Origin of the sequence: Maridesulfovibrio ferrireducens, assembly GCF_016342405.1 — a bacterium.
GTDB classification, from domain to species: Bacteria; Desulfobacterota; Desulfovibrionia; order Desulfovibrionales; family Desulfovibrionaceae; genus Maridesulfovibrio; species Maridesulfovibrio ferrireducens_A.
Genome location: NZ_JAEINN010000001.1, coordinates 316,239 through 334,829 on the forward strand (window position 1 = coordinate 316,239; position 18,591 = coordinate 334,829).

18 protein-coding genes and 1 tRNA gene are annotated in these 18,591 nt (G+C 42.9%); 9 read left to right on the forward strand and 10 right to left on the reverse strand.

Going from position 1 to position 18,591, the window contains the following annotated elements; genetic code table 11:
- The first annotated feature begins 288 nt into the window (after window positions 1-288).
- Window positions 289-738 (forward strand): hypothetical protein, encoded by a 450-nt coding sequence (locus JEY82_RS01370; protein ID WP_304081858.1) that lies wholly within the window; start codon window positions 289-291, stop codon window positions 736-738.
- A gap of 90 nt (window positions 739-828) precedes the next feature.
- Here the strand turns inward: JEY82_RS01370 and JEY82_RS01375 are convergent, their stop codons facing one another.
- Window positions 829-1,266, reverse strand: coding sequence for a PACE efflux transporter (locus JEY82_RS01375; RefSeq protein WP_304081860.1), 438 nt, complete (start codon window positions 1,264-1,266; stop codon window positions 829-831).
- A gap of 49 nt (window positions 1,267-1,315) precedes the next feature.
- The gene (locus JEY82_RS01380) at window positions 1,316-2,032 is read right to left on the reverse strand and encodes an HAD family hydrolase (protein ID WP_304081862.1); all 717 of its coding nucleotides are present in this window, start codon (window positions 2,030-2,032) and stop codon (window positions 1,316-1,318) included.
- Between the two features lie 79 nt (window positions 2,033-2,111).
- On the opposite strand from JEY82_RS01380, the gene JEY82_RS01385 reads away from it, so the two are divergent.
- Entirely contained in the window at window positions 2,112-2,780 is a 669-nt protein-coding gene (locus JEY82_RS01385; RefSeq protein ID WP_304081864.1) for a Crp/Fnr family transcriptional regulator, read from the forward strand.
- 131 nt (window positions 2,781-2,911) lie between these two features.
- Here the strand turns inward: JEY82_RS01385 and JEY82_RS01390 are convergent.
- From JEY82_RS01390 to JEY82_RS01400, 3 genes are all read right to left on the reverse strand, one after another.
- Window positions 2,912-2,997: transfer RNA gene (locus JEY82_RS01390), tRNA-Leu, on the reverse strand.
- 121 nt (window positions 2,998-3,118) lie between these two features.
- Window positions 3,119-4,408 (reverse strand): citrate synthase, encoded by a 1,290-nt coding sequence (locus JEY82_RS01395; RefSeq protein ID WP_304081867.1) that lies wholly within the window; start codon window positions 4,406-4,408, stop codon window positions 3,119-3,121.
- 343 nt (window positions 4,409-4,751) lie between these two features.
- A complete protein-coding gene (locus JEY82_RS01400) occupies window positions 4,752-6,146 on the reverse strand; it encodes a sigma-54-dependent Fis family transcriptional regulator (RefSeq protein ID WP_304081868.1) in 1,395 nt (464 codons plus the stop codon).
- 328 nt (window positions 6,147-6,474) lie between these two features.
- Between JEY82_RS01400 and JEY82_RS01405 the strand changes: the two genes are divergently transcribed.
- From JEY82_RS01405 to JEY82_RS01430, 6 genes are all read left to right on the forward strand, one after another.
- Window positions 6,475-7,461, forward strand: coding sequence for a 4Fe-4S dicluster domain-containing protein (locus JEY82_RS01405; protein WP_304081869.1), 987 nt, complete (start codon window positions 6,475-6,477; stop codon window positions 7,459-7,461).
- Window positions 7,454-7,921 (forward strand): iron-sulfur cluster-binding protein, encoded by a 468-nt coding sequence (locus tag JEY82_RS01410; protein WP_304081871.1) that lies wholly within the window; start codon window positions 7,454-7,456, stop codon window positions 7,919-7,921. Before JEY82_RS01405 ends, JEY82_RS01410 begins: the two co-directional genes overlap by 8 nt.
- 136 nt (window positions 7,922-8,057) lie before the next feature.
- Window positions 8,058-8,621 carry a DUF3880 domain-containing protein gene (locus JEY82_RS01415; RefSeq protein ID WP_304081873.1) on the forward strand — a complete coding sequence of 188 codons (564 nt, stop codon included), beginning with the start codon at window positions 8,058-8,060 and terminating at the stop codon, window positions 8,619-8,621.
- Window positions 8,594-9,202, forward strand: a complete 609-nt coding sequence (locus JEY82_RS01420) for a glycosyltransferase (protein ID WP_304081875.1) — start codon at window positions 8,594-8,596, stop codon at window positions 9,200-9,202. Before JEY82_RS01415 ends, JEY82_RS01420 begins: the two co-directional genes overlap by 28 nt.
- Window positions 9,203-9,384: 182 nt before the next feature.
- On the forward strand, window positions 9,385-11,013 hold the full coding sequence (locus JEY82_RS01425) for a tetrathionate reductase family octaheme c-type cytochrome (protein ID WP_304081876.1): 1,629 nt from the start codon (window positions 9,385-9,387) through the stop codon (window positions 11,011-11,013).
- Window positions 11,014-11,015: 2 nt separating this feature from the next.
- Entirely contained in the window at window positions 11,016-11,672 is a 657-nt protein-coding gene (locus JEY82_RS01430; protein WP_304081878.1) for a cytochrome b/b6 domain-containing protein, read from the forward strand.
- 80 nt (window positions 11,673-11,752) lie between these two features.
- On the opposite strand, the gene JEY82_RS01435 is transcribed toward JEY82_RS01430, so the two are convergent.
- The 5 genes from JEY82_RS01435 to argB are packed head-to-tail and all read right to left on the reverse strand — an operon-like array spanning window position 11,753 to window position 17,071.
- Entirely contained in the window at window positions 11,753-12,238 is a 486-nt protein-coding gene (locus JEY82_RS01435) for a hypothetical protein (RefSeq protein ID WP_304081880.1), read from the reverse strand.
- Window positions 12,239-12,259: 21 nt separating this feature from the next.
- Window positions 12,260-14,191, reverse strand: a complete 1,932-nt coding sequence (locus tag JEY82_RS01440; RefSeq protein ID WP_304081882.1) for a molybdopterin biosynthesis protein — start codon at window positions 14,189-14,191, stop codon at window positions 12,260-12,262.
- 25 nt (window positions 14,192-14,216) lie between these two features.
- Window positions 14,217-15,458 (reverse strand): gephyrin-like molybdotransferase Glp, encoded by a 1,242-nt coding sequence (glp, locus tag JEY82_RS01445; protein WP_304081884.1) that lies wholly within the window; start codon window positions 15,456-15,458, stop codon window positions 14,217-14,219.
- An 8-nt stretch (window positions 15,459-15,466) separates the two neighbouring features.
- Window positions 15,467-16,174, reverse strand: a complete 708-nt coding sequence (locus JEY82_RS01450) for a molybdopterin-guanine dinucleotide biosynthesis protein MobB (protein WP_304081886.1) — start codon at window positions 16,172-16,174, stop codon at window positions 15,467-15,469.
- A gap of 18 nt (window positions 16,175-16,192) precedes the next feature.
- A complete protein-coding gene (argB, locus tag JEY82_RS01455) occupies window positions 16,193-17,071 on the reverse strand; it encodes an acetylglutamate kinase (RefSeq protein WP_304081888.1) in 879 nt (292 codons plus the stop codon).
- A 277-nt stretch (window positions 17,072-17,348) separates the two neighbouring features.
- Here argB and JEY82_RS01460 point away from each other — a divergent pair, with 277 nt between their 5' ends.
- Window positions 17,349-18,524, forward strand: a complete 1,176-nt coding sequence (locus JEY82_RS01460) for a cation:proton antiporter (protein ID WP_304081890.1) — start codon at window positions 17,349-17,351, stop codon at window positions 18,522-18,524.
- Window positions 18,525-18,591: the final 67 nt, after the last annotated feature.

An 18,591-nucleotide genomic window follows, 5' to 3' on the forward strand; every position in this document is an offset into this window, starting at 1 on the left:
CTTTAAGCATTAAATTAAAAGTGGGTCAAGTTTTTTCTTTTGATAAAAAATTAAAATGAAATTCATTTAACTTATGAATTAGCTCTTAATTTTTAAATTTAATCGAACTCGCAAAGAATATCTTCAAATATTTCTCTACCAATATAGTTCCTCTCTGAAGTATGTAGAAAAGTATAACCATGAATCATATAAATTAAGTCTTTTATAGTTGAAGCCATTTCTCTTTTTTTCAATCATTGCTAATAAATTGTAATTAGGTATCGTATTGAAAAAATGGAGGAAATTGCTTTGAAAAAAAGACTTGTAAGTTTACTGTGTGCCTTGTTTATTCTATCCATCTGTAGCATTTCTTATGCATCTGATGGTCATGAACTCCCTTGGGGAAAAGACTTTTCAACATTCAAGAATTTGACCTTCTCGCACGAAAGCAATGATATTAAATACTATGTAGTGAAAGGCGAAAAGGTTTGTGAAGTCACTAAGGTTGCTGCTGCTAAGGCTACTTATGCTTTCAAAGGTGGAAAGTTGTATGCCCGAATAGTAAATATCTTTGATTCTTCCGATCTTGATAAGCTTTACAAGCATTTTAGTGAGAGTTTCGGCAAATCAAAAGTTTCCATTCAAGATGGCTGGACTGTCAACAAGTGGACTAAAGGTGATGTTAAAATCAAGCTGAAAGAAGATATTGAAGGAACAGTACATAAGCTCACAATGTATTATATGCCTCTTGCCGACTAATTTACTTTTTTAATAAAAGCACAAAAAAGCCGCAACATCAGTTGCGGCTTTTTTTATGAAAGATGGTGCCGAAGAGAAGTGAGCGAGAGCCTATGTATGTAGTTCTTCCATTATTGTTTGAACAGGAAAACGATGATCGTAAGCTAGGTTGAACATATAGCTGTAAATCAAAAAGAAAAGAGCTATACCTGCATCGAAGATCAAAGCCTGCAAGGCTCCCATTTGGAACCAGTACATAAAAAATGGGACCATAAGACCAATAAGTCCCACTTCAAAGAAAAGAGCATGACAGATACGCATATGGGCAGGACGAGGCATGAGAGGTTTCTTCATTTTGATTAATATTTTATCGAAGCCTAAATTGTATATATAATTCCAACTCATGGCGATTATGCTTACGATAATAGACATGGCTCCTATTTCATGAGGGGGGCGGCCTGTGATAATTGAAGTGCCGGGGATGACAATAATTAGGGCTATTCCTTCAAATAATATGGTGTGGCGGATACGTTCAGAGATAGTTCGCATGTTAATTCCTTCTAATGTGTAAAAAATTTAAGCTATGCAGGTAAATTTGTTATTGGCTCACGCTTGGAGGCAATAATATATCTAGCAATTCGTGGGCATACTTCAGGGTTATAATCTTTTGGTCTTGAATATCTTGTTGATTAACCTGTTCCAAAATCCACGTAGTGTGAAATGGAATATGAAAGGCGTGTGATCCTATGTTTATCACGGGGAGAATGTCGGACTTGATTGAATTTCCGACCATGAGAAACTGATCGTGCGCTATGTCGTGTTTTGTGAGCAGTTTTTCATAAAGAGTTTCGTTTTTTTCACTCACTATTTCCACGTACTGGAAATAGTTTGATAATCCTGACTGATGGAGTTTGCGTTCTTGTTCAATTAAGTCACCTTTTGTTATAAGCATGAGTTTGAAATGGCTGTGTAGTTGCTGCAAGGTGTTCTCTACGCCGTGAAGCAGTTTGACGGGGTGGGTTTGCATTTCTTTGCCCATGTCTATGATATTTTTAAGAGTGTCTCCATCGATTTGACCTTGGGAAACTTCTAGGGCCGTTTCCATCATTGAAATAGTAAATCCCTTGATTCCATATCCAAATATTTGCAAATTGCGGCTTTGAATTTCTTCAAGTTGCTTGCCAACGGCCTCGGGATTCCTGTAGTTTGACAGCATCGCGCACAGCTTGGTTGTTGTCTTGTGGAAAAAGGGTTCATTTACCCACAGAGTGTCGTCCGCATCGAATGCAATAACATTGATTTTTGGTTTATACATTATTTCTCCAGTTGTTTTGGCTGAAGGAATACATAAAAGTATTTTGCGTTAAAAGGACATTTGTCCTGAGGGTGTTCATATGGAAGCATTGCATAATAAATTAGCTTTGGATTTGCTGGAAGCTTATGAGGCAAGGTCTCCGTCCTTGGCACACCAAGGCCTTGAGGTTTTCTTGCAGGCAGGAGAAAATGTAATTTTACAAGGTTCTGCGCCGAAAAAAGTTTTTATTGTATTGGAGGGGACTGTCAAAATTTTTCATAGTACGTTGAAAAGTAACGATTATCTTATTGCCATAGAAGGCCCGGGCGAGATATTGGGAGAGGTCGAGATTTTGACAGGAGAATTGTATAGTTGTTCTGTGGAAGCTATTGAAAATGTTCGGATGGCTGCACTTACGAAAGAGGATTATCTGCAGTGGTTGGAAGACGACCACGATTTCACTTTGTTGATAAACAAAATAGTTTGTGATCGGCTGCAAAAAATCACTAAACGTGCGGCAATCCATTTATCATATCCTTTGGAGTATTCGGTGTTGAAGCTCCTAAAATTGTTGTCAAATGATAGCAATTCTAGAGTATTGTTTGTCTCCAAAGGAGAAATCGCTGATTACTTGGGAACAAGCTTCAGAAGCGTTAGCAGGGTCTTATCCATCCTGTATGAACGGAAAATTCTTAAAAGTGGAAACGGGACAATAGAGATAGTATCAATAGACACATTGAATCTCGTTTTGTCAGCTTACGAAGAATAAAAGAGCGAAAATAAAGTATTTGCTGTTTGGTCTCTAACTGTTTGTGGCTATCTTGTCGGTTTTATATTGTTTCACGCCGAAAAGAAAAAAGGGTTACAGCTATTAAGCTGTAACCCTTTTTTCTTGAAAGATGGTGCCGAAGAGAAGATTCGAACTTCCACGGAGTAACTCCACTAGACCCTGAACCTAGCGTGTCTACCAATTCCACCACTTCGGCACGACGGTGGATATAGATTGAAGTTACGGTGAATGCAAGTGTTTTTTGCTCGGTGCATATTAATAAAAAAGTCCAAGACTACACATTATTATATGGTGTAATCTTGGACTTAGTTTTTATCTTATTTTCTGAAATCGATAGGGATGTAATTCCTCTGTGTCTGCCCGGTGTAAATCTGTCTTGGGCGGTTGATCCTTGTGGTTGGATTTTCGAAATCCTCATACCAGTGAGCAATCCAGCCGGGCAGTCTGCCTATGGCGAACATTACAGTGAACATTGCAACCGGAATACCCAGTGCCCGCAAAATTATTCCAGAGTAGAAGTCTACATTTGGATACAGTTTGCGTTCGGTGAAGTAATCATCCGCAATTGCTTTTTCTTCAAGTTCCAGCGCGATATCCAGAAGCTGGTCGTTGAAACCGTTCTGGAGCAGATTGTCCGCAGCTCTTTTAAGGATCCGTGCGCGGGGGTCAAAGCTCTTGTAAATACGGTGACCGAATCCCATTAGTCGGCATTCTTTCTTTTTTACTTTTTCCAGATATTCATCAATGGTGATGTCACCGTCTTTGATCTGCTCAAGCATTTCGATAACCGCAGCGTTTGCTCCGCCGTGTAGTTTTCCCCACAAAGCGCAGATTCCGGCTGATACGGATGCAAAAATATTTGCCTGAGTAGATCCGACCATGCGTACTGTGGAAGTGGAGCAGTTTTGCTCATGGTCGGCATGGAGCATGAACACCAATGAAAGCGCTTTTACTGCTTCAATCGGTGGATCATAATGTTTGTTTGGAATGGAAAACATCATGTGCAGAAAGTTATGGCAGTAGCTGAGATCGGGGTTGGGGTACATGAAAGGTCTGCCGATGGATTTTCTGTATGAAAATGCGGCAATGGTTCTGACCTTGGATATCATTTTACCCACAGCAAGGAAAAATTCAGACTTATTATGGATGTCGTAAAGGTCTGTATGATAACTACCCAGCGCATTGATTACTGCGGAAAGAATAGCCATAGGTTGACTCTTGTGTGAAGGGAAGCCGTTGAAATGATGCAGCAGATCTTCGTGAATCAGTTCTTCGGCGCAAAGCAGCGCTCTGAATCTGGCAAGATCTTCTTTCAGAGGCAGTTCTCCGAAAATCAAAAGCCATGCTGTTTCAATGAAATTTCCGTGTTCAGCCAGTTCCTCGATGGGATAGCCTCTGTAATGCAGAATGCCGTTTTCGCCATCAACAAATGTGATGTTACTTTTGCAGGAACCGGTATTTCCGAAACCGGGGTCGAAGGTGATTAATCCGCTTTGTGATCGCAGATTAGAAATGTCCAGACCAACTTCGCCTTCTGATCCTGTGATGATAGGTAATTCATATTCTTTACCTTTGTAATTAAGAGTAGCTTTTTCTTCATTGCTCATTGGTGGGGTCTCCTGAAAAGAACTGAATTTTACTTGATGCCGGGGTATTGCGGTGTCCGGTTTCAGGGGGTTTTGTGAACCTTGAAAAAATCCGGATGGCTGAGCGGGCAATCTTGTTGCTTTGTCACTGGGATCAAGTCAGCTGCGGCTTGATTAATGTCACCAGTGTATAAGTTATACGGCTGAAAAAGCGGGGTTGAAGGCTGGTGCTTCCTCCCCTGATGTTCCAAGACCACTACGTAATTTGTCAGAAAATGTCCAGTCTTAACAACTCTTGCCTTCTCTTCTGGAAAGAGTGAGCCCGGCTGAATAATTAATATAAATAAGGTTGATTAAACATCAATTATTCGTAAATTCGGTACTCGATGCCATGTTTACGAATCCGGTTATGAATGGTTCCACGACTAACTTTCAGGATGCGGGCCGCTTCGCTTTTGTTTCCTGAAGATTTATTAAGTGCATATATAAGTTGATCTTTTTCGTTTAAATCGCTTGGCAGTGTATCCTCTATGACCATCTGTTGAATTTCAGGGAAGATACAATTTTTTTTTGAAAATGCACCGATTTGTGGCGGTAGATGTTCGGGCTGCATAGGGCCAGCTTCTTTTACCACTGCGGCATATTCCAATGCACTTTTCAGTTCACGCACATTTCCGGGCCAGTCGTATTCAACAAGCTTCCGCATTGTTTCCGGCGTGGGGTATTCCGTCTTATCCAGATTCGGATTAATATTAATGAAATGCTCAACCAGCAGGTGAAGATCTTCTTTCCGATCTCGTAAAGGAGGCAGGTGTACTGGGATTACGTTGATGCGGAAAAAGAAGTCTTCGCGGAATTTTTTATTCAGCACCAGTTCCTGTAAATTCTGATTGGTTGCGGTTATGAGTCTGGCGTTCATGGAAAGTGACAGGCTGTCGCCCACTCTTTCGAAGGAGCGTGTTTCAAGCACTCGTAGCAATTTGACCTGAATAGGGAGTGGCACATCTCCTATTTCGTCCAGAAAAATATCCCCGTCTCCTGCTTCTTCAAATCTTCCGGCTCTGTGTCTGTAAGCTCCGGTGAACGCTCCCTTTACATGTCCGAACAGTTCACTCTCAAGTAATGCGTCGTTAAGAGCCGCACAATTGAGCTGAACAAAAGGTTTATCGCTTCTCGGGCTGAGTTCATGGATGGCCTGTGCGGCAAGTTCTTTTCCCGTTCCTGATTCTCCGAAAATTATTACAGGAGCATCTGATTGTGCAGCTTTTTTGATGAGTGCATATACTTTCTGCATGGCCGAGGATTTGCCGACAAAACCGCAAAAGCGTTCATCTTCATGATGCAATTTAAGTGAAAGTTCCTGTATTTTAAGTTCCTTGCGATCCAATTCAGAAATGTCAGTAAGTGTTTCAACCGCGCCTATAATTTCTCCGTTTTCATTTTCAAGCAGTGAAGCACTTTTAAGAACATGAAGATATGAACCGTTCTTGCTGATAAAGTGGCAGTTCTTGCGATTTTCTTTGCGGGTATTGAATAATTTACACCAATGCTGTTTGCCGAGTTTTCTTGAACGTTCGCAATCATCACAGCCAAGCACTGAACATGGTTTATCGAGTAATTCTTCTCGCTCAAATCCGGTCATTCTTAGCAATGCGTCATTAACCAGCATGATAGTTCCGTCCGGCCGGATAAGAAAAAGGCCTTCGTTCATAGTGTCAATCACTTTACGAAGGTATAAATTAATTTCCTGATCTTTCATGCTTTTTAGTCTTCCCGTTTACTTTAATGCCACGATTATGTGTGGCTGTTTTACACGTGTCCAATTGTGTTCAATTTGTCAGTGTATATGTATATATTTGAACATATGTTTAAGCATATGTCTAATTTGATAGTTTCCCTTGTGAAGCCTGTTTTTAAGGGAAAAAGCAAAAGTTGGCCTTTTTACAATGTTTTGTGGTACTTATTTATAAAATACACTTTTCGGGCACGAATTCTGCTTTGTTTACATAAAAAACAGGCTGCAAATCCATAAATGTTGGTATTTAAATCTGAATCTTAATCTGAATGTGGAGCTAGGAAAAATATATATGACAGTAAAAAACAAAGGCATATCAAGACGCAATTTTTTAAAAGGGCTTGGTGCCGGAAGTGCTGCTATGCTTCTGCCATCAGCTTTGCCTGCTGTCGCGTCTTCTTCGGAAACAGAAGAAATTGCGACTTTGCTTGATATTTCAAAATGCATCGGTTGTGGTGAATGCGTAAGAGGATGCTCTGAGGTTAACGAATCTAAATATCCTGAACCGAAAAAGCCTTTCCCGGTAATGTATCCGACATCTCGTGTTGAGGTTGAAGACTGGTCGGATAAACGGGATGTGGATGATCGGCTGACACCGTATAACTGGCTTTTCATTCAGAGTGCGGAAGTTGAGTACAACGGTACTCTTCATGAAATTAATATTCCGCGCCGTTGTCTGCATTGTCAAAATCCACCTTGCGCGAATCTTTGTCCGTGGGGTGCGGCTGCTAAGCAGAAGAACGGCATCACAAGGATTTTTGATAATGTCTGTCTGGGCGGCGCTAAGTGCCGGACGGTATGTCCTTGGCATATTCCGCAGCGTCAAACCGGAGTTGGACTGTACATGCGATTGCTTCCGAAGTTCGGAGGTAATGGCGTTATGTATAAGTGCGATCGTTGTTACAATCGCATTGCTGAAGGTCAGCAACCGGCCTGTATAGAAGTTTGTCCTGAAAATGTTCAGACCATAGGTCCGCGCAGTGAAATTTTAGCCAAGGCGCATGAACTTGCAGATAAAAACGGCTGGTTCATTTACGGTGAAGAAGAAAACGGCGGAACCAATACAATTTATGTATCCCCTGTTCCTTTTGATCTTTTGAACCGAGCAATTGATAAGGGGGCTGGAAAGCCCGGTTTGCAGCCGGTCGCCGATTCGATGGCCGATGAGGAAACTCTTGCAACTGCGGTTGCTATTGCTCCGTTAGCCGGTATTGCCGCTGGAATTATCAAGGCCGGACATTATCTGTCCTCCTCCGCAAAGGGGAAGAACAATGAGTAATATCATCTTCGCCCGTTTATTTAAAATAACAGTATTTTTCATAGCTCTTACCGGAGCTGCCCAGATGCCTGTTTTTAAAAGATACTACATCTCGGATATTCCCGGTCTGGGATGGCTTGCCGATTTTTATCTAACTAATAAAATTCATTACGCACTAGGCGCAGTGTTAATCTTTATGGTCATGTATCTGGCGACTGAGTATATTTTGAGCAAAAGGAATACATTGCAGTTATCGCGTTGCGGTGTCGTGCGTGCTTCTCTTTTTGCTGCCGTAATTTTTACGGGTGTTTTCCGTGTAATTAAGAATCTTCCGTATGTAACGATGGACCCGTTAACGGTTATGATGATTGATTGGACACATTTAAGTTTTGCGATTCTTCTCGGAATTACTGCGTTGACAGCCCTTATTCGGGGGCGTTCTTCATATTTTGAAGAGGGTAGAGTGGAGAGAAAGTTATGACTTCAAGACAGGAATCTTTCTTAGTTGTGTGTATGTGGAGGGTTCAGTGTGTAATCTATGATAGACTTTGCCTGTTTCGCACTATAATTATTTATAGATGATTAAAATTCCATATATAAAAGGGCAGAGCCCTCGGGTGCTGCTTATCACTCAAGATTATTTCATTGTTCCTGAACTTGCTAGGGGGTTGAGGTCTCTTGGAATTTCCTTTGCTTCAGTAGATTTTCAACAGAGTCCTTCTTTTCTTAAAGAGCTGTTTGATAAGGTTGCGGTTTTCAAACCTCATTTTATATTATCGGTTAATCATGCCGGACTGGACGGAGAAGGGCAGGTTCTGGAATTGTTAAAACGTTGCGGGGTGCCTTTTGCAAGCTGGTTTGTGGATCGGCAGGAAACGTATTTGAAATCATCTGTTGATCCTAATTCTTTACTTGCTGTTTTTAGTTGGGATCCAGAGGCCATTTCGTTTTTGAGTAAGCGAAATGTCCCTTATGCTCAGTATCTCCCTCTTGGAACTGATACTTCTATTTTTTATCCAGTCAGGGCAGATCATGATTTCGCGTATCCAGTCTCTTTCGTAGGATCTTCGTGGACATCTAAGATAGTTGATGTGTTGCGTGCCGGAGATTTTCCTGCTGTTTTGCTACGGAAATATAAAACTTTGGCAGATTGTTGGAGGCAGATTTTTCAATTAGTATAAATGAGCTGCTTGACCATGCAGGGAATGAAGTTTTTGAAACGTGTAAGAGTTTACCTCCAGACAAGCAGGAGATGTTTTTTCGTCTTATACAACTGCAAGCCACAAGGTTAAGGCGCATCAAGGTTGTGTCGGGGTTACTGGAGTTTAATCCTGCGATTGTGGGGGATGCTTATTGGGCTAAAGTTTTATCTAAGAAGAGGATGGATTTTACATGGTGGAATCATCTTAAATATGAAGAGGAATTACCTGCTTTTTACAGGCAGTCTAAGTTGAACTTTAATACAGTCAGCCTCCAGTCTGCGGCTTCCTTAAATCAACGTATTTTCGATGTGCCTGCTTGCGGTGCTTTTTTGTTAACCGAATATAACTCTGCACTGGAAAATCTTTTTGAACCAGGTAGAGAGGTTGTGTGCTATAACGATACTGATAGTGTTTCAGAAATTGTATCGAAATGGCTTATAGATGAGAAGGGGCGTAAAAAAATAATCTGCGCCGGAATGAAAAGAATTTTCGCCCATCATACTTATCAGCATAGAATTGTAGAAATTATTTCAAAGATGAACATGTTTTTTTATCAGTAAGCATTAATGTTATGACCAGATATTAATTAAATTTTTTTCATACGTAACCATGGACACATTTAAGTTTTGCGATTCTTCTCGGAATTACTGCGTTGACAGCCTCTATTCGGGGGCGTTCATCATACTTTGAAGATGGTAAGTTTTTTTAACTTACCGGGGCTTACAAAAGATGGAGGGTAGTAATGAGATTCATAAGGAGATCAGTCTTCGCACTGGTAGCAGTTGTTTTTTTGTGCGGTCCAGCTTTTGGCGTCGGTGACGATGCTCCGGGCATAGAAATGGCTCGTCAGGCGACAAAGGGTAAAGAACTTTGGATTACTGCGGATCATTCCAAGTTTGATGCTCTTAAGCAGCCTTTTAAAAGCGGTCCTGAAGTTACAAAGGCTTGTCTGACCTGTCATACAGAGGCCGGACATCAGTTTCACAAGACTATTCACTGGACATGGCTCGACCCCAAGGCCGAAAAGGAAATGGGTATAGGGAAGGGCGGTCTTGTGCTTAACAACTTCTGTATCAGCATTCAGTCCAATGAACCTCGCTGTACTTCCTGTCATGCCGGATATGGGTGGAAAAATAAGGATTTTGATTTTAAGTCGGAAGAAAAGATCGACTGTCTAGTTTGTCATGAGCAGACCGGAACTTATAAGAAGTTTCCAGCTGGAGCGGGTAATCCTGCCCCTGCGCCGGGGATGTTGTTTAAGGGAAACGGTAAATTTTATAAGTCACCCGAATGGAACAAGGTGGCTCAATCTGTCAGTCGCCCGACCCGTGCAAATTGCGGAACGTGTCATTTCTACGGTGGCGGTGGTGACGGTGTAAAGCATGGTGATCTTGATTCATCCATGCGTATGCCGAGCAAGAATCTTGATGTTCACATGAGCACTGAGGGGCAGAATTTTGAATGTTCCCGTTGTCATACAACTGTGAAGCATCAGATTGCGGGCCGTATTTATTCAAATCCGGCGGCTGTAGATCGTAAGTCTCTGCTCGAAGATGACCTTGGTGCAAAGATCATGTGTGAGTCCTGCCATAGCGCAACTCCGCATAAGTCCGAGATTGGTATGAAGCTTAATGATCATACTGACAAAGTAGCTTGTCAGAGCTGTCATATACCGACTTTTGCACGAGAACTCCCAACCAAAATGTGGTGGGACTGGTCGCAGGCCGGTAAGATGAAGGACGGCAAGCCTTATGTGGTCAAGGGTGAGTGGGGCAAGCCTACGTATATGAGCAAGAAAGGTGACATGCGCTGGGAAAAGAATGTTATTCCTGAATATTACTGGTTTAACGGCACAATAGAATCCATTACCGCCAAGACTATTATTGATCCCGGAGCACCTGTAAAGGTCAGCAGACCTATCGGAAGCAGTAAGGATCATAAGTCGCGCATTATGCCTTTCAAAGTGCATCGCGGAAAGACTCCTTACGACGTGGTTAATAAGAATATGGTAATTCCCCATTTGTTCGGTAAGGACAAGGCCGCATATTGGAAGGGATATGACTGGACCAAGGCAACCGCTGCCGGAATGGCTTATGCGGGCCTTCCTTTTAGCGGAGATGTCGGTTTTGTAGATACTGAATATGTTTATCCTATCACTCACATGGTTGCTCCTAAGGACAACGTACTTGCCTGTGAAGCGTGTCACAGTAAGCAAAGTCGTTTGAGCAGTCTCACTACGTTTTATATGCCGGGACGGGATGCAAGTCGTGTTGTGGATGCGGGCGGCTGGTTCATCGTAATAGCTTCCATTGTGGGAGTTGTTCTGCATGCACTCGGGCGAATCTTCATAAAGGGACGCAAGGAGGACTAGTCATGGCTGCAACACATAATAATATGAAAAAGATATATCTGTATTCACGGTTTGAGCGTTTCTGGCACTGGACTCAGTCCATACTGATCATCATGCTTATGATCACAGGGATGGAAGTTCACGGAGTTTTTAAGCTCTTCGGTTTCGAAAGAGCGGTAGATCTGCATAATACCTTGGGATTAAGCTGGCTGGTACTATTTGTGTTTATCGTTTTCTGGCTGCTCACAACTGGTGAATGGAAGCAGTATATTCCTACTTCCAAGAAGCTGTTTGCGGTGGCAAGATATTACGCAGTAGGTATCTTCAAAGGTGAAGAACATCCTGTTCACAAGAGCGCTGGTGCTAAGCACAATCCATTGCAGAGGCTTGTCTATCTAGGCCTGTCCGCGATTCTTCTTCCTTTGCAGATGGTAACAGGGTTGTTGTACTGGACCTATAACGACTGGGCTGCTTACGGGCTTAATTTTGTAAGCCTGGAAACTATTGCGAATGTGCATATGGGATGCGCCTACGCATTGCTGGCTTTCCTGATTGTGCATATTTATATGACCACAACAGGGCATTCTCTAACTGCTCATATCGGTGCAATGTTCAGCGGCTGGGAAGAAGTGTCGGAAGATTACAAGGTCGAAGACTGGGAAGTTCATGAAAAGAGTTAGAACTATTTAGTTTATGGAAAACAAAAGTCCCGCTGAGTTTTAATTCAGCGGGACTTTTGTTTTTGTCTTTCAGGCAAATCCTACAAGTTCAACTTGCTTTTCAATATGCAGAAAAAATTCAGACCTTCGTCATTTTTCATCCATTCCACTTTGCCAATTTTTATTGGTAGATGTTCCATAAAAAACGGGATCATGGTTGCATTCATTAATTTTTCAAGATTGGCCGGCATCTTGTCAAAGTAGAAGTTGAATTCATGCATCGCGAAGTTTTCATTTTCTTCAAACTCGGCAGAATTGCGTAAAGCAGTAAGTAGTCCTTTTTTCATAATCGGGTTGAATTTAAGGTGTGACAAACGGTCATGAATATCGCTGTCAGTCTGTAAATTGTCGGAATCGAATATGAAGGTCAGGACAAGGTTTTCCCCGTTGTCTTCTTTGAACTTGCCGATGTTCAGCAACCCTTCTCTTACGGCACTGCCTTTGCTGAATCTGTATCTGAACGGAGCAAAGCCGATGACGTTTTCACGGCACTTCTGCTTTATAAGATGTTCTTTGTCTCTGTTCATAAATCCCCTTCGCTTGATTCTCTAGCCGAGGCCCATACCCGGTTTCATTATTTCCCCTGTCAGTGGAGTTTCATAGCCGCCGAGTTCGCTCACAGCTTTTTTAATTTTATCTGACTTAAGAAGGTTGATCAGTGATATGATTCTTCTATCCTGAATATATTTGTCAGGTATTACGAGGTCATATCTTTCATGAGCCAGAGGGACAAAGCCCAGATCAAGAGCTTTGGCAGCAGCGTATATTCCAAGTCCGCAATCGGCGGAACCTGTCAGCACGTTGGCCGCAACGGCCATATGGGTGTATTCCTCTCTATCATATCCCTTGACTAATGTCGGTAAAATATCGGCCTTATCAAGGTGGTAATCAAACAGGATTCTTGTTCCTGCTCCTCTTTGTCTGTTGATGAAGCTCACTTTACCATCTCGTAGACTTTCAATTCCTATGATATTCAGAGGATTTCCTTTGGGAACAATAAATCCTTGATGACGGATAGCCAGATTGATGACGGTTACATCTACACCCGGCAGGTATTTTGTAAGGAACGGAAAATTGAAATCACCGCTTTCAGGATCGAAAAGATGCACTCCGGCGAACAGAGCTACATCTGTTTTGAGAGCCGCCAGTCCGCCCATTGACCCCGCATGAGTAGATACCAGTCGTATGGGAGTGTCGCCGCCCATGAGGATGTCACCCAGCAGGTCAAGAGTATTGTCGTGGCTTCCGACGTGCATGAGGATTGTTTCTAAGGTTTGCTTGCCTGAGAATAGTTCAACTTCAACGGATTCATTGAGTTCAATACCTTCACTTTCTGCCGGAACACGGGTGAATCCTTGCGCTTTGGTAAGGGTGGTTATCATTCCTGCTCCGCGAGCAAGGGGAACTCCTGCATAACCTTCGCCGACTTTTCCAACCGCAAGTCTGACAATTTCTTCCATACCCGGTTTGGAGGGGGTACGTCTGGCAAGCCTGACTTGAACTTTTTCTCTTTCCGGTGTCGGTTTGCCTGAAAGCCATGAAATTATAGGAGTCAGAACATCTTCAAAACAAACAACTGCGCTTACAGGATATCCGGGAGCGCCGACTAGCAGTTTGTTATTGGCAGTTCCGAGCACTGTCGGTTTGCCCGGCATTACTGCGATACCGTGAACGAGCAGGGTGCCGAGTTGAGCGATAGTTTTGCTGGTAAAATCTTTGCTTCCGGCTGAAGACCCTGCACCTATCACTACAATGTGAGAATTTTGCAGAGCAGTTTCAACGGCTTTAGCCAGCAGATCTTCACGGTCACGAACTGGTGATGTGGCCTTAAATTCTACGTCCAACCCCAGAGCCAGAGAACGGAAGACCTGTGAGTTTGATTCAATAACTTCACCCGGTTCCGGTGTAGGGCGGTCTGCGAAGGGAAGAATTTCATCCCCTGTGGGAATAAAGGTCATGCGTATTTTTTCATGGACTTTTATCTCGTAGATTCCGGCGGAAAGCAGCGCTCCGAGATCAAATGCGGAAATAGAATGATTGCGGGGCAGAAGCATTTCGGTTGCGACAATATCTTCACCGATTCTCCGCACATGCTGCCATGGAAATGCCGGAGCCTCTATGCTGACAGAATCACCGTTGTCGACGATATTTTCTATCATTATAACTGCATCCATGCCTTCTGGAAGGGCATTACCCGTGTTGACCGGGATACATGTATTGTTTTTGATCAGATCAAGAGGTTGTCCTTCTCGTGCAGAAAAAGTTGTGTCACTTTTTACAGCGTACCCGTCCATAGCGGCGGAGTGATATGTGGGGGAAGAACAACGGGCATGTACTGCCTCGGAGGTAACTCTGTTCAACGCTTCGTGAACAGGAACACTTTCCGGTTTAACGAGAGTTTCGCGGTCAAGTGCAGCAATGGCGGTAGCTACAGCTTCATGAACAGGAATTGTTTTTAAATATATATTGCGTTTAGACATAATGAGTCTCCGTAAGTGAAGTATACTAAATCAACCAGACCTGAATCTGATTTCCGGCATATAAGCCTTCCGTATCAGCAGGAATGATCATAAGCCCGTCAGCCTTAATCAGAGTTTTAAGAAGTCCTGATTTACCATAAACAGGATGGGCAATAGGAAGCTTCCCTTCTCTGTGTTCCAAGCTGACTCTGACATAATCCTCACGCCCTTGTTTGGAGGGGGTGTTGCGGCCGAGTTCTGCCAAACGAATGGGGCGGTCAAGACATGCAAACGCGTCTTTTTGTCCCATAATATGCCTGATAAACGGCATTACTATTGAAAGCATAACGACCTGAACGGACGTTACCTGACCCGGCAGGCCAAGTACAGGTTTGGAACCTACTTTGCCTAAAATTGTGGGCTTGCCGGGGCTGATTGCGACTCCGTGGGCGAGTATTTTTGACTCCGGCATGGATTCGATGGCTCGAACCGTCAAGTCGCGCATTCCGACCGAGCTTCCGCCTGAGAGGAGAACTATGTCGTTTTCAGCAATAGCCTTCGCAAGGGTGGCTTCGAGTTTTTCAATTTCATCGCGAACTATACCGTAATTTACGGGAATCCCTCCGGCCTTGGATACGAGGCAGCGCAGAGTGTGTGAGTTTACGTCTCGAATAGACCCGGCACGGGACGGTGATTCGATTGCAACAAGCTCATCTCCGGTGGAGATTATGCCGATGCTCGGTTTTTTGTGGACTGAAACAGTGCCGATACCAAGGGCTGCCAGTAAGCCTACATCCTGAAAACGGACGGTATGTCCGGATTCATATATGTTTTCGCCTTTGGCTGTATCTTCACCCTTAAGCATGATGTTTTCGCCGGGAGCAGATGATTTGCGGATTTCAATGGTTCCGGACCCCAGTTCGTGGGTATGTTCAACCATTACTACAGCATCAGCACCGTCCGGCAATGTGCCACCGGTCGGAATGGCTGCGCATTCGCCGGGTTTTAGTGTGAAATTCGGGGCTTCATCAACTCGTAATTCAGCGCAGCATTCGAGGTATGCAGGGTTTCCTTCTGTTGCTCCGAAAGCGTTGCGGGCATTTATAGCATAACCGTCCATGCAGGAGCGGTTTGCGGGTGGAAGGTCTTCAGGCGAAAGAATATTCTCGCCAAGTACAAGGCCGTATGCGTCAGCGATGGAACTTTTTTCAATGCCGGTAGGAGCAAAAGAAAGGAGCAGAGATTCAAATTCTTCTCGGCTTATGATGTTGAAAAAATCATGATGCATTTATTTAGCTACCGGTTTTTAATAGTTATTTTGAGGTCTCCGGGAACATATCCTTTTAACTGGGATAACATTCCTGAAATTCCGGCTGAAAGCATGTCGGCAACAAAGGGATTAAGAGCCAGAGGCATATCGTTGCAGGTAACATCCATTTTGCCGAATGTAGATTTGCAACCATTAAGTGTTGCTTTTCCTGCATTAATATCTGCGGCAAAATCTCTGCAGAATTCTCTTCCGCATGCTCCGCAATTAAGTCCGGGTAACAAAAATCCTTTTTCCATAACAAGCGTAGCCAGCCGTTCAATTTCTTCTGAGCTTGGAGGATTATCATTAGTGCAAGCCGGAATCTGGGCGATCGCAAGTTCGGGAAAAAAATCTTTGTCGTCATCGTCTTCGCGGACAGTGATAATGCGAGGCATCCAGCCGATTTTATTCCCGCCTTCCATAACGATAACATCCGCATCAAGCAGAGGGATAAGATCTTGAAGAGGCTTCTCCTTACTCCATGAGACAAAAGATTGTGAAGGAGAATAAGCCGCCACAGAAGTAGCTATCTGCTTGTACTGTTGTGTGTCGGTTCCTTCTTCTTCGTCAAAGCCGTGATGAGAATGTTTAATCACTCCGACTTTTAACCCTTTATCAGTAAAATATTGAACAAGAGCCAGTCCAAGAGTCGTCTTTCCGCTTTTCTTTTTTCCTACTATTGCAACAGCTTTCATATTAATCTCCAGATTATATTAACCAACTATTTCAGTGCCGATACCTGTCTTGGTGAAAAGCTCAAGCAGGACACAATTTTCAACCCTTCCATCAATTATGTGAGCCTTTTCGACTCCGCCATGAACTGCTTCAATACAGCAGGTAAGCTTAGGAATCATACCGCCCGTGGCAACACCGGAAGAGATGGATTCCGCAGCTTGCCGGCAGGTCATTGATGAAATGAGTTTTTTATCTCTATCCAGCAATCCTGTGACATCTGTGAGCAGGTGGAGCCTTTTGGCATTCATAGCCTTCGCAACGGCTCCGGCAACAGAATCAGCATTGATATTGTAGGTGGACCCTTTGTCATCAACTCCGACAGGTGCAATGACGGGGATGAATCCGTCTCTCTGTAATGAATTGATCAGGGTTGTATTAACTTCAGTCACTTCGCCTACTTTTCCTAGATCAATGATTTCAGGAGCTTTAGCTTCTGATTCAATAACCATTTCTTTTTTTTCGGCTTTAATGAGCATCCCGTCTTTTCCTGAAAGTCCGACAGCTTTTCCGCCGTTAAGGTTGATCAGGTTGACAATCTGTTTGTTCACTTTTCCGACGAGGACCATTTCCACAACATCCATAGTTGCTTCATCGGTTACGCGGTATCCGCTTTTGAAATGACTGTCGATGTTCAGTGCGCTTAACATCTTCTGAATTTGCGGCCCGCCTCCGTGTACAACAACAGGATTTACACCGATATATTTCAGCAAAATTATATTAAGAGCAAAGGCTCGTTTAAGGTTTTCGTCTATCATGGCATTTCCGCCATATTTGATAACAACGGTTTCCCCGAAAAACTCTTTAATGTATGGTAGTGATTCAATTAGAAGTTTTGCTCTCATTATATCTCTTTCCATGATCTTAACTCTCCTTAATATCTAACTTAGAACCTGTAATTTATATGTGAATACTTCTTTAAGTTGTGCAGTAAAATTAAATAACTGAATCTACAAAACTTGTATAATTTAAAAAAGTGCCGAGGGAAACCCTGTCTTTCTTGAGTTAGAAATTGAACAAGTGAATTTTTGATTGATTTACTTTTTAAATATTAACTTTTGATTTAATATAGTAAGCCCGGTGGCTCTCAAAGTACAAGAGTTATAATTTGTAGTGACTTGTTTATAAAGGTAAAAAATGACATCTTCAGCACTTACATTAATAACGCTGGGTCTTTTGTTTTTACTAGGTCTTGTTGCCGAGTTTATCGGCCGGACTACACTTGTCCCCAGAGTTTCAATTCTTATTATTTTTGGATTTTGTATCGGCCCGTCCGGGTTTAATGTGCTTCCCGAGGAAGCAAGCCAATGGCTGCCTATTGTTTCGGATATGGCACTTGTTCTTATCGGGGTTGTTTTGGGAAGTTCCTTAAAATGGTCTGCCCTTAAAAATTCTGGACGGTTGGTTCTGGGCATTGTTTTTTTCGTTGTGATAATTACACTTTTAATTATGAGTGTCGGTATTTGGGTAGCAGGATTTTCAATACAGCTAGCTATTATTTATGCCGGGATTGCTCTTGCAACCGCTCCTGCTACGACTCTCGATGTTATTCATGAATCCAAGGCTCATGGTTCTTTTACGGATAATCTTCTTAAAATTGTAGCGACATCTGATGCTGTAGGTTTGATAGTTTTCAGCATAATGGTCGCGATAGCACAAATGATGATAAATAGTGGCGGCGGTTTAGACATTATTTTTGTTGGTGGACGCGACATTTTTCTTGCTGTGCTTGTGGGAATTTTACTTGGACTTCCTATGAGCTACCTCGCAGGGCGGGTTAAATCCGGGGAACCGACACTTCTTGAGGTTCTGGGATTGGTTTTTATTTGCGGAGGATTTTCTTTGTGGCTCGATGTTTCGTTTCTTTTAGCGGCAATGACCATGGGGGTTGTCGTCGCAAACATGGCTAGACATCATAACTGCCCTCTCTGCGCTATCGAAACAATAAAAACTATTAAGTGGCCGATTCTTGCATTGTTTTTTATTTTTGCAGGAGTCAGCATTGAACTTGAAGATGTTTCAAAGAATGCTCTGCTTATAATTTTATACATCGTTTTCAGGATTGCCGGGCGTCTTATCGGTTCTATGGCGGGCGCGAAGGTGGTGGGTATTGATAAATCTTACGGTCAGTGGATGGGAATGGCTTTGATGCCGCAAGCCGGGATAGCACTGGGAATGGCTTTAACCGCTGCTCATCGATTTCCAGAATTGGGATCAATTGTAACTGTGATCGCTACGGCCACCGTTTTCTTTGAAATTGTAGGCCCTGTATTTACTCGTATAGCTTTGCACAGGATGGGAGATGCTTCGTGAAATTAAAAAATGTTATAATTCTTTAAAATCGTGTACTTTATTACTGTGTTTTCAAATTAAGAATAAG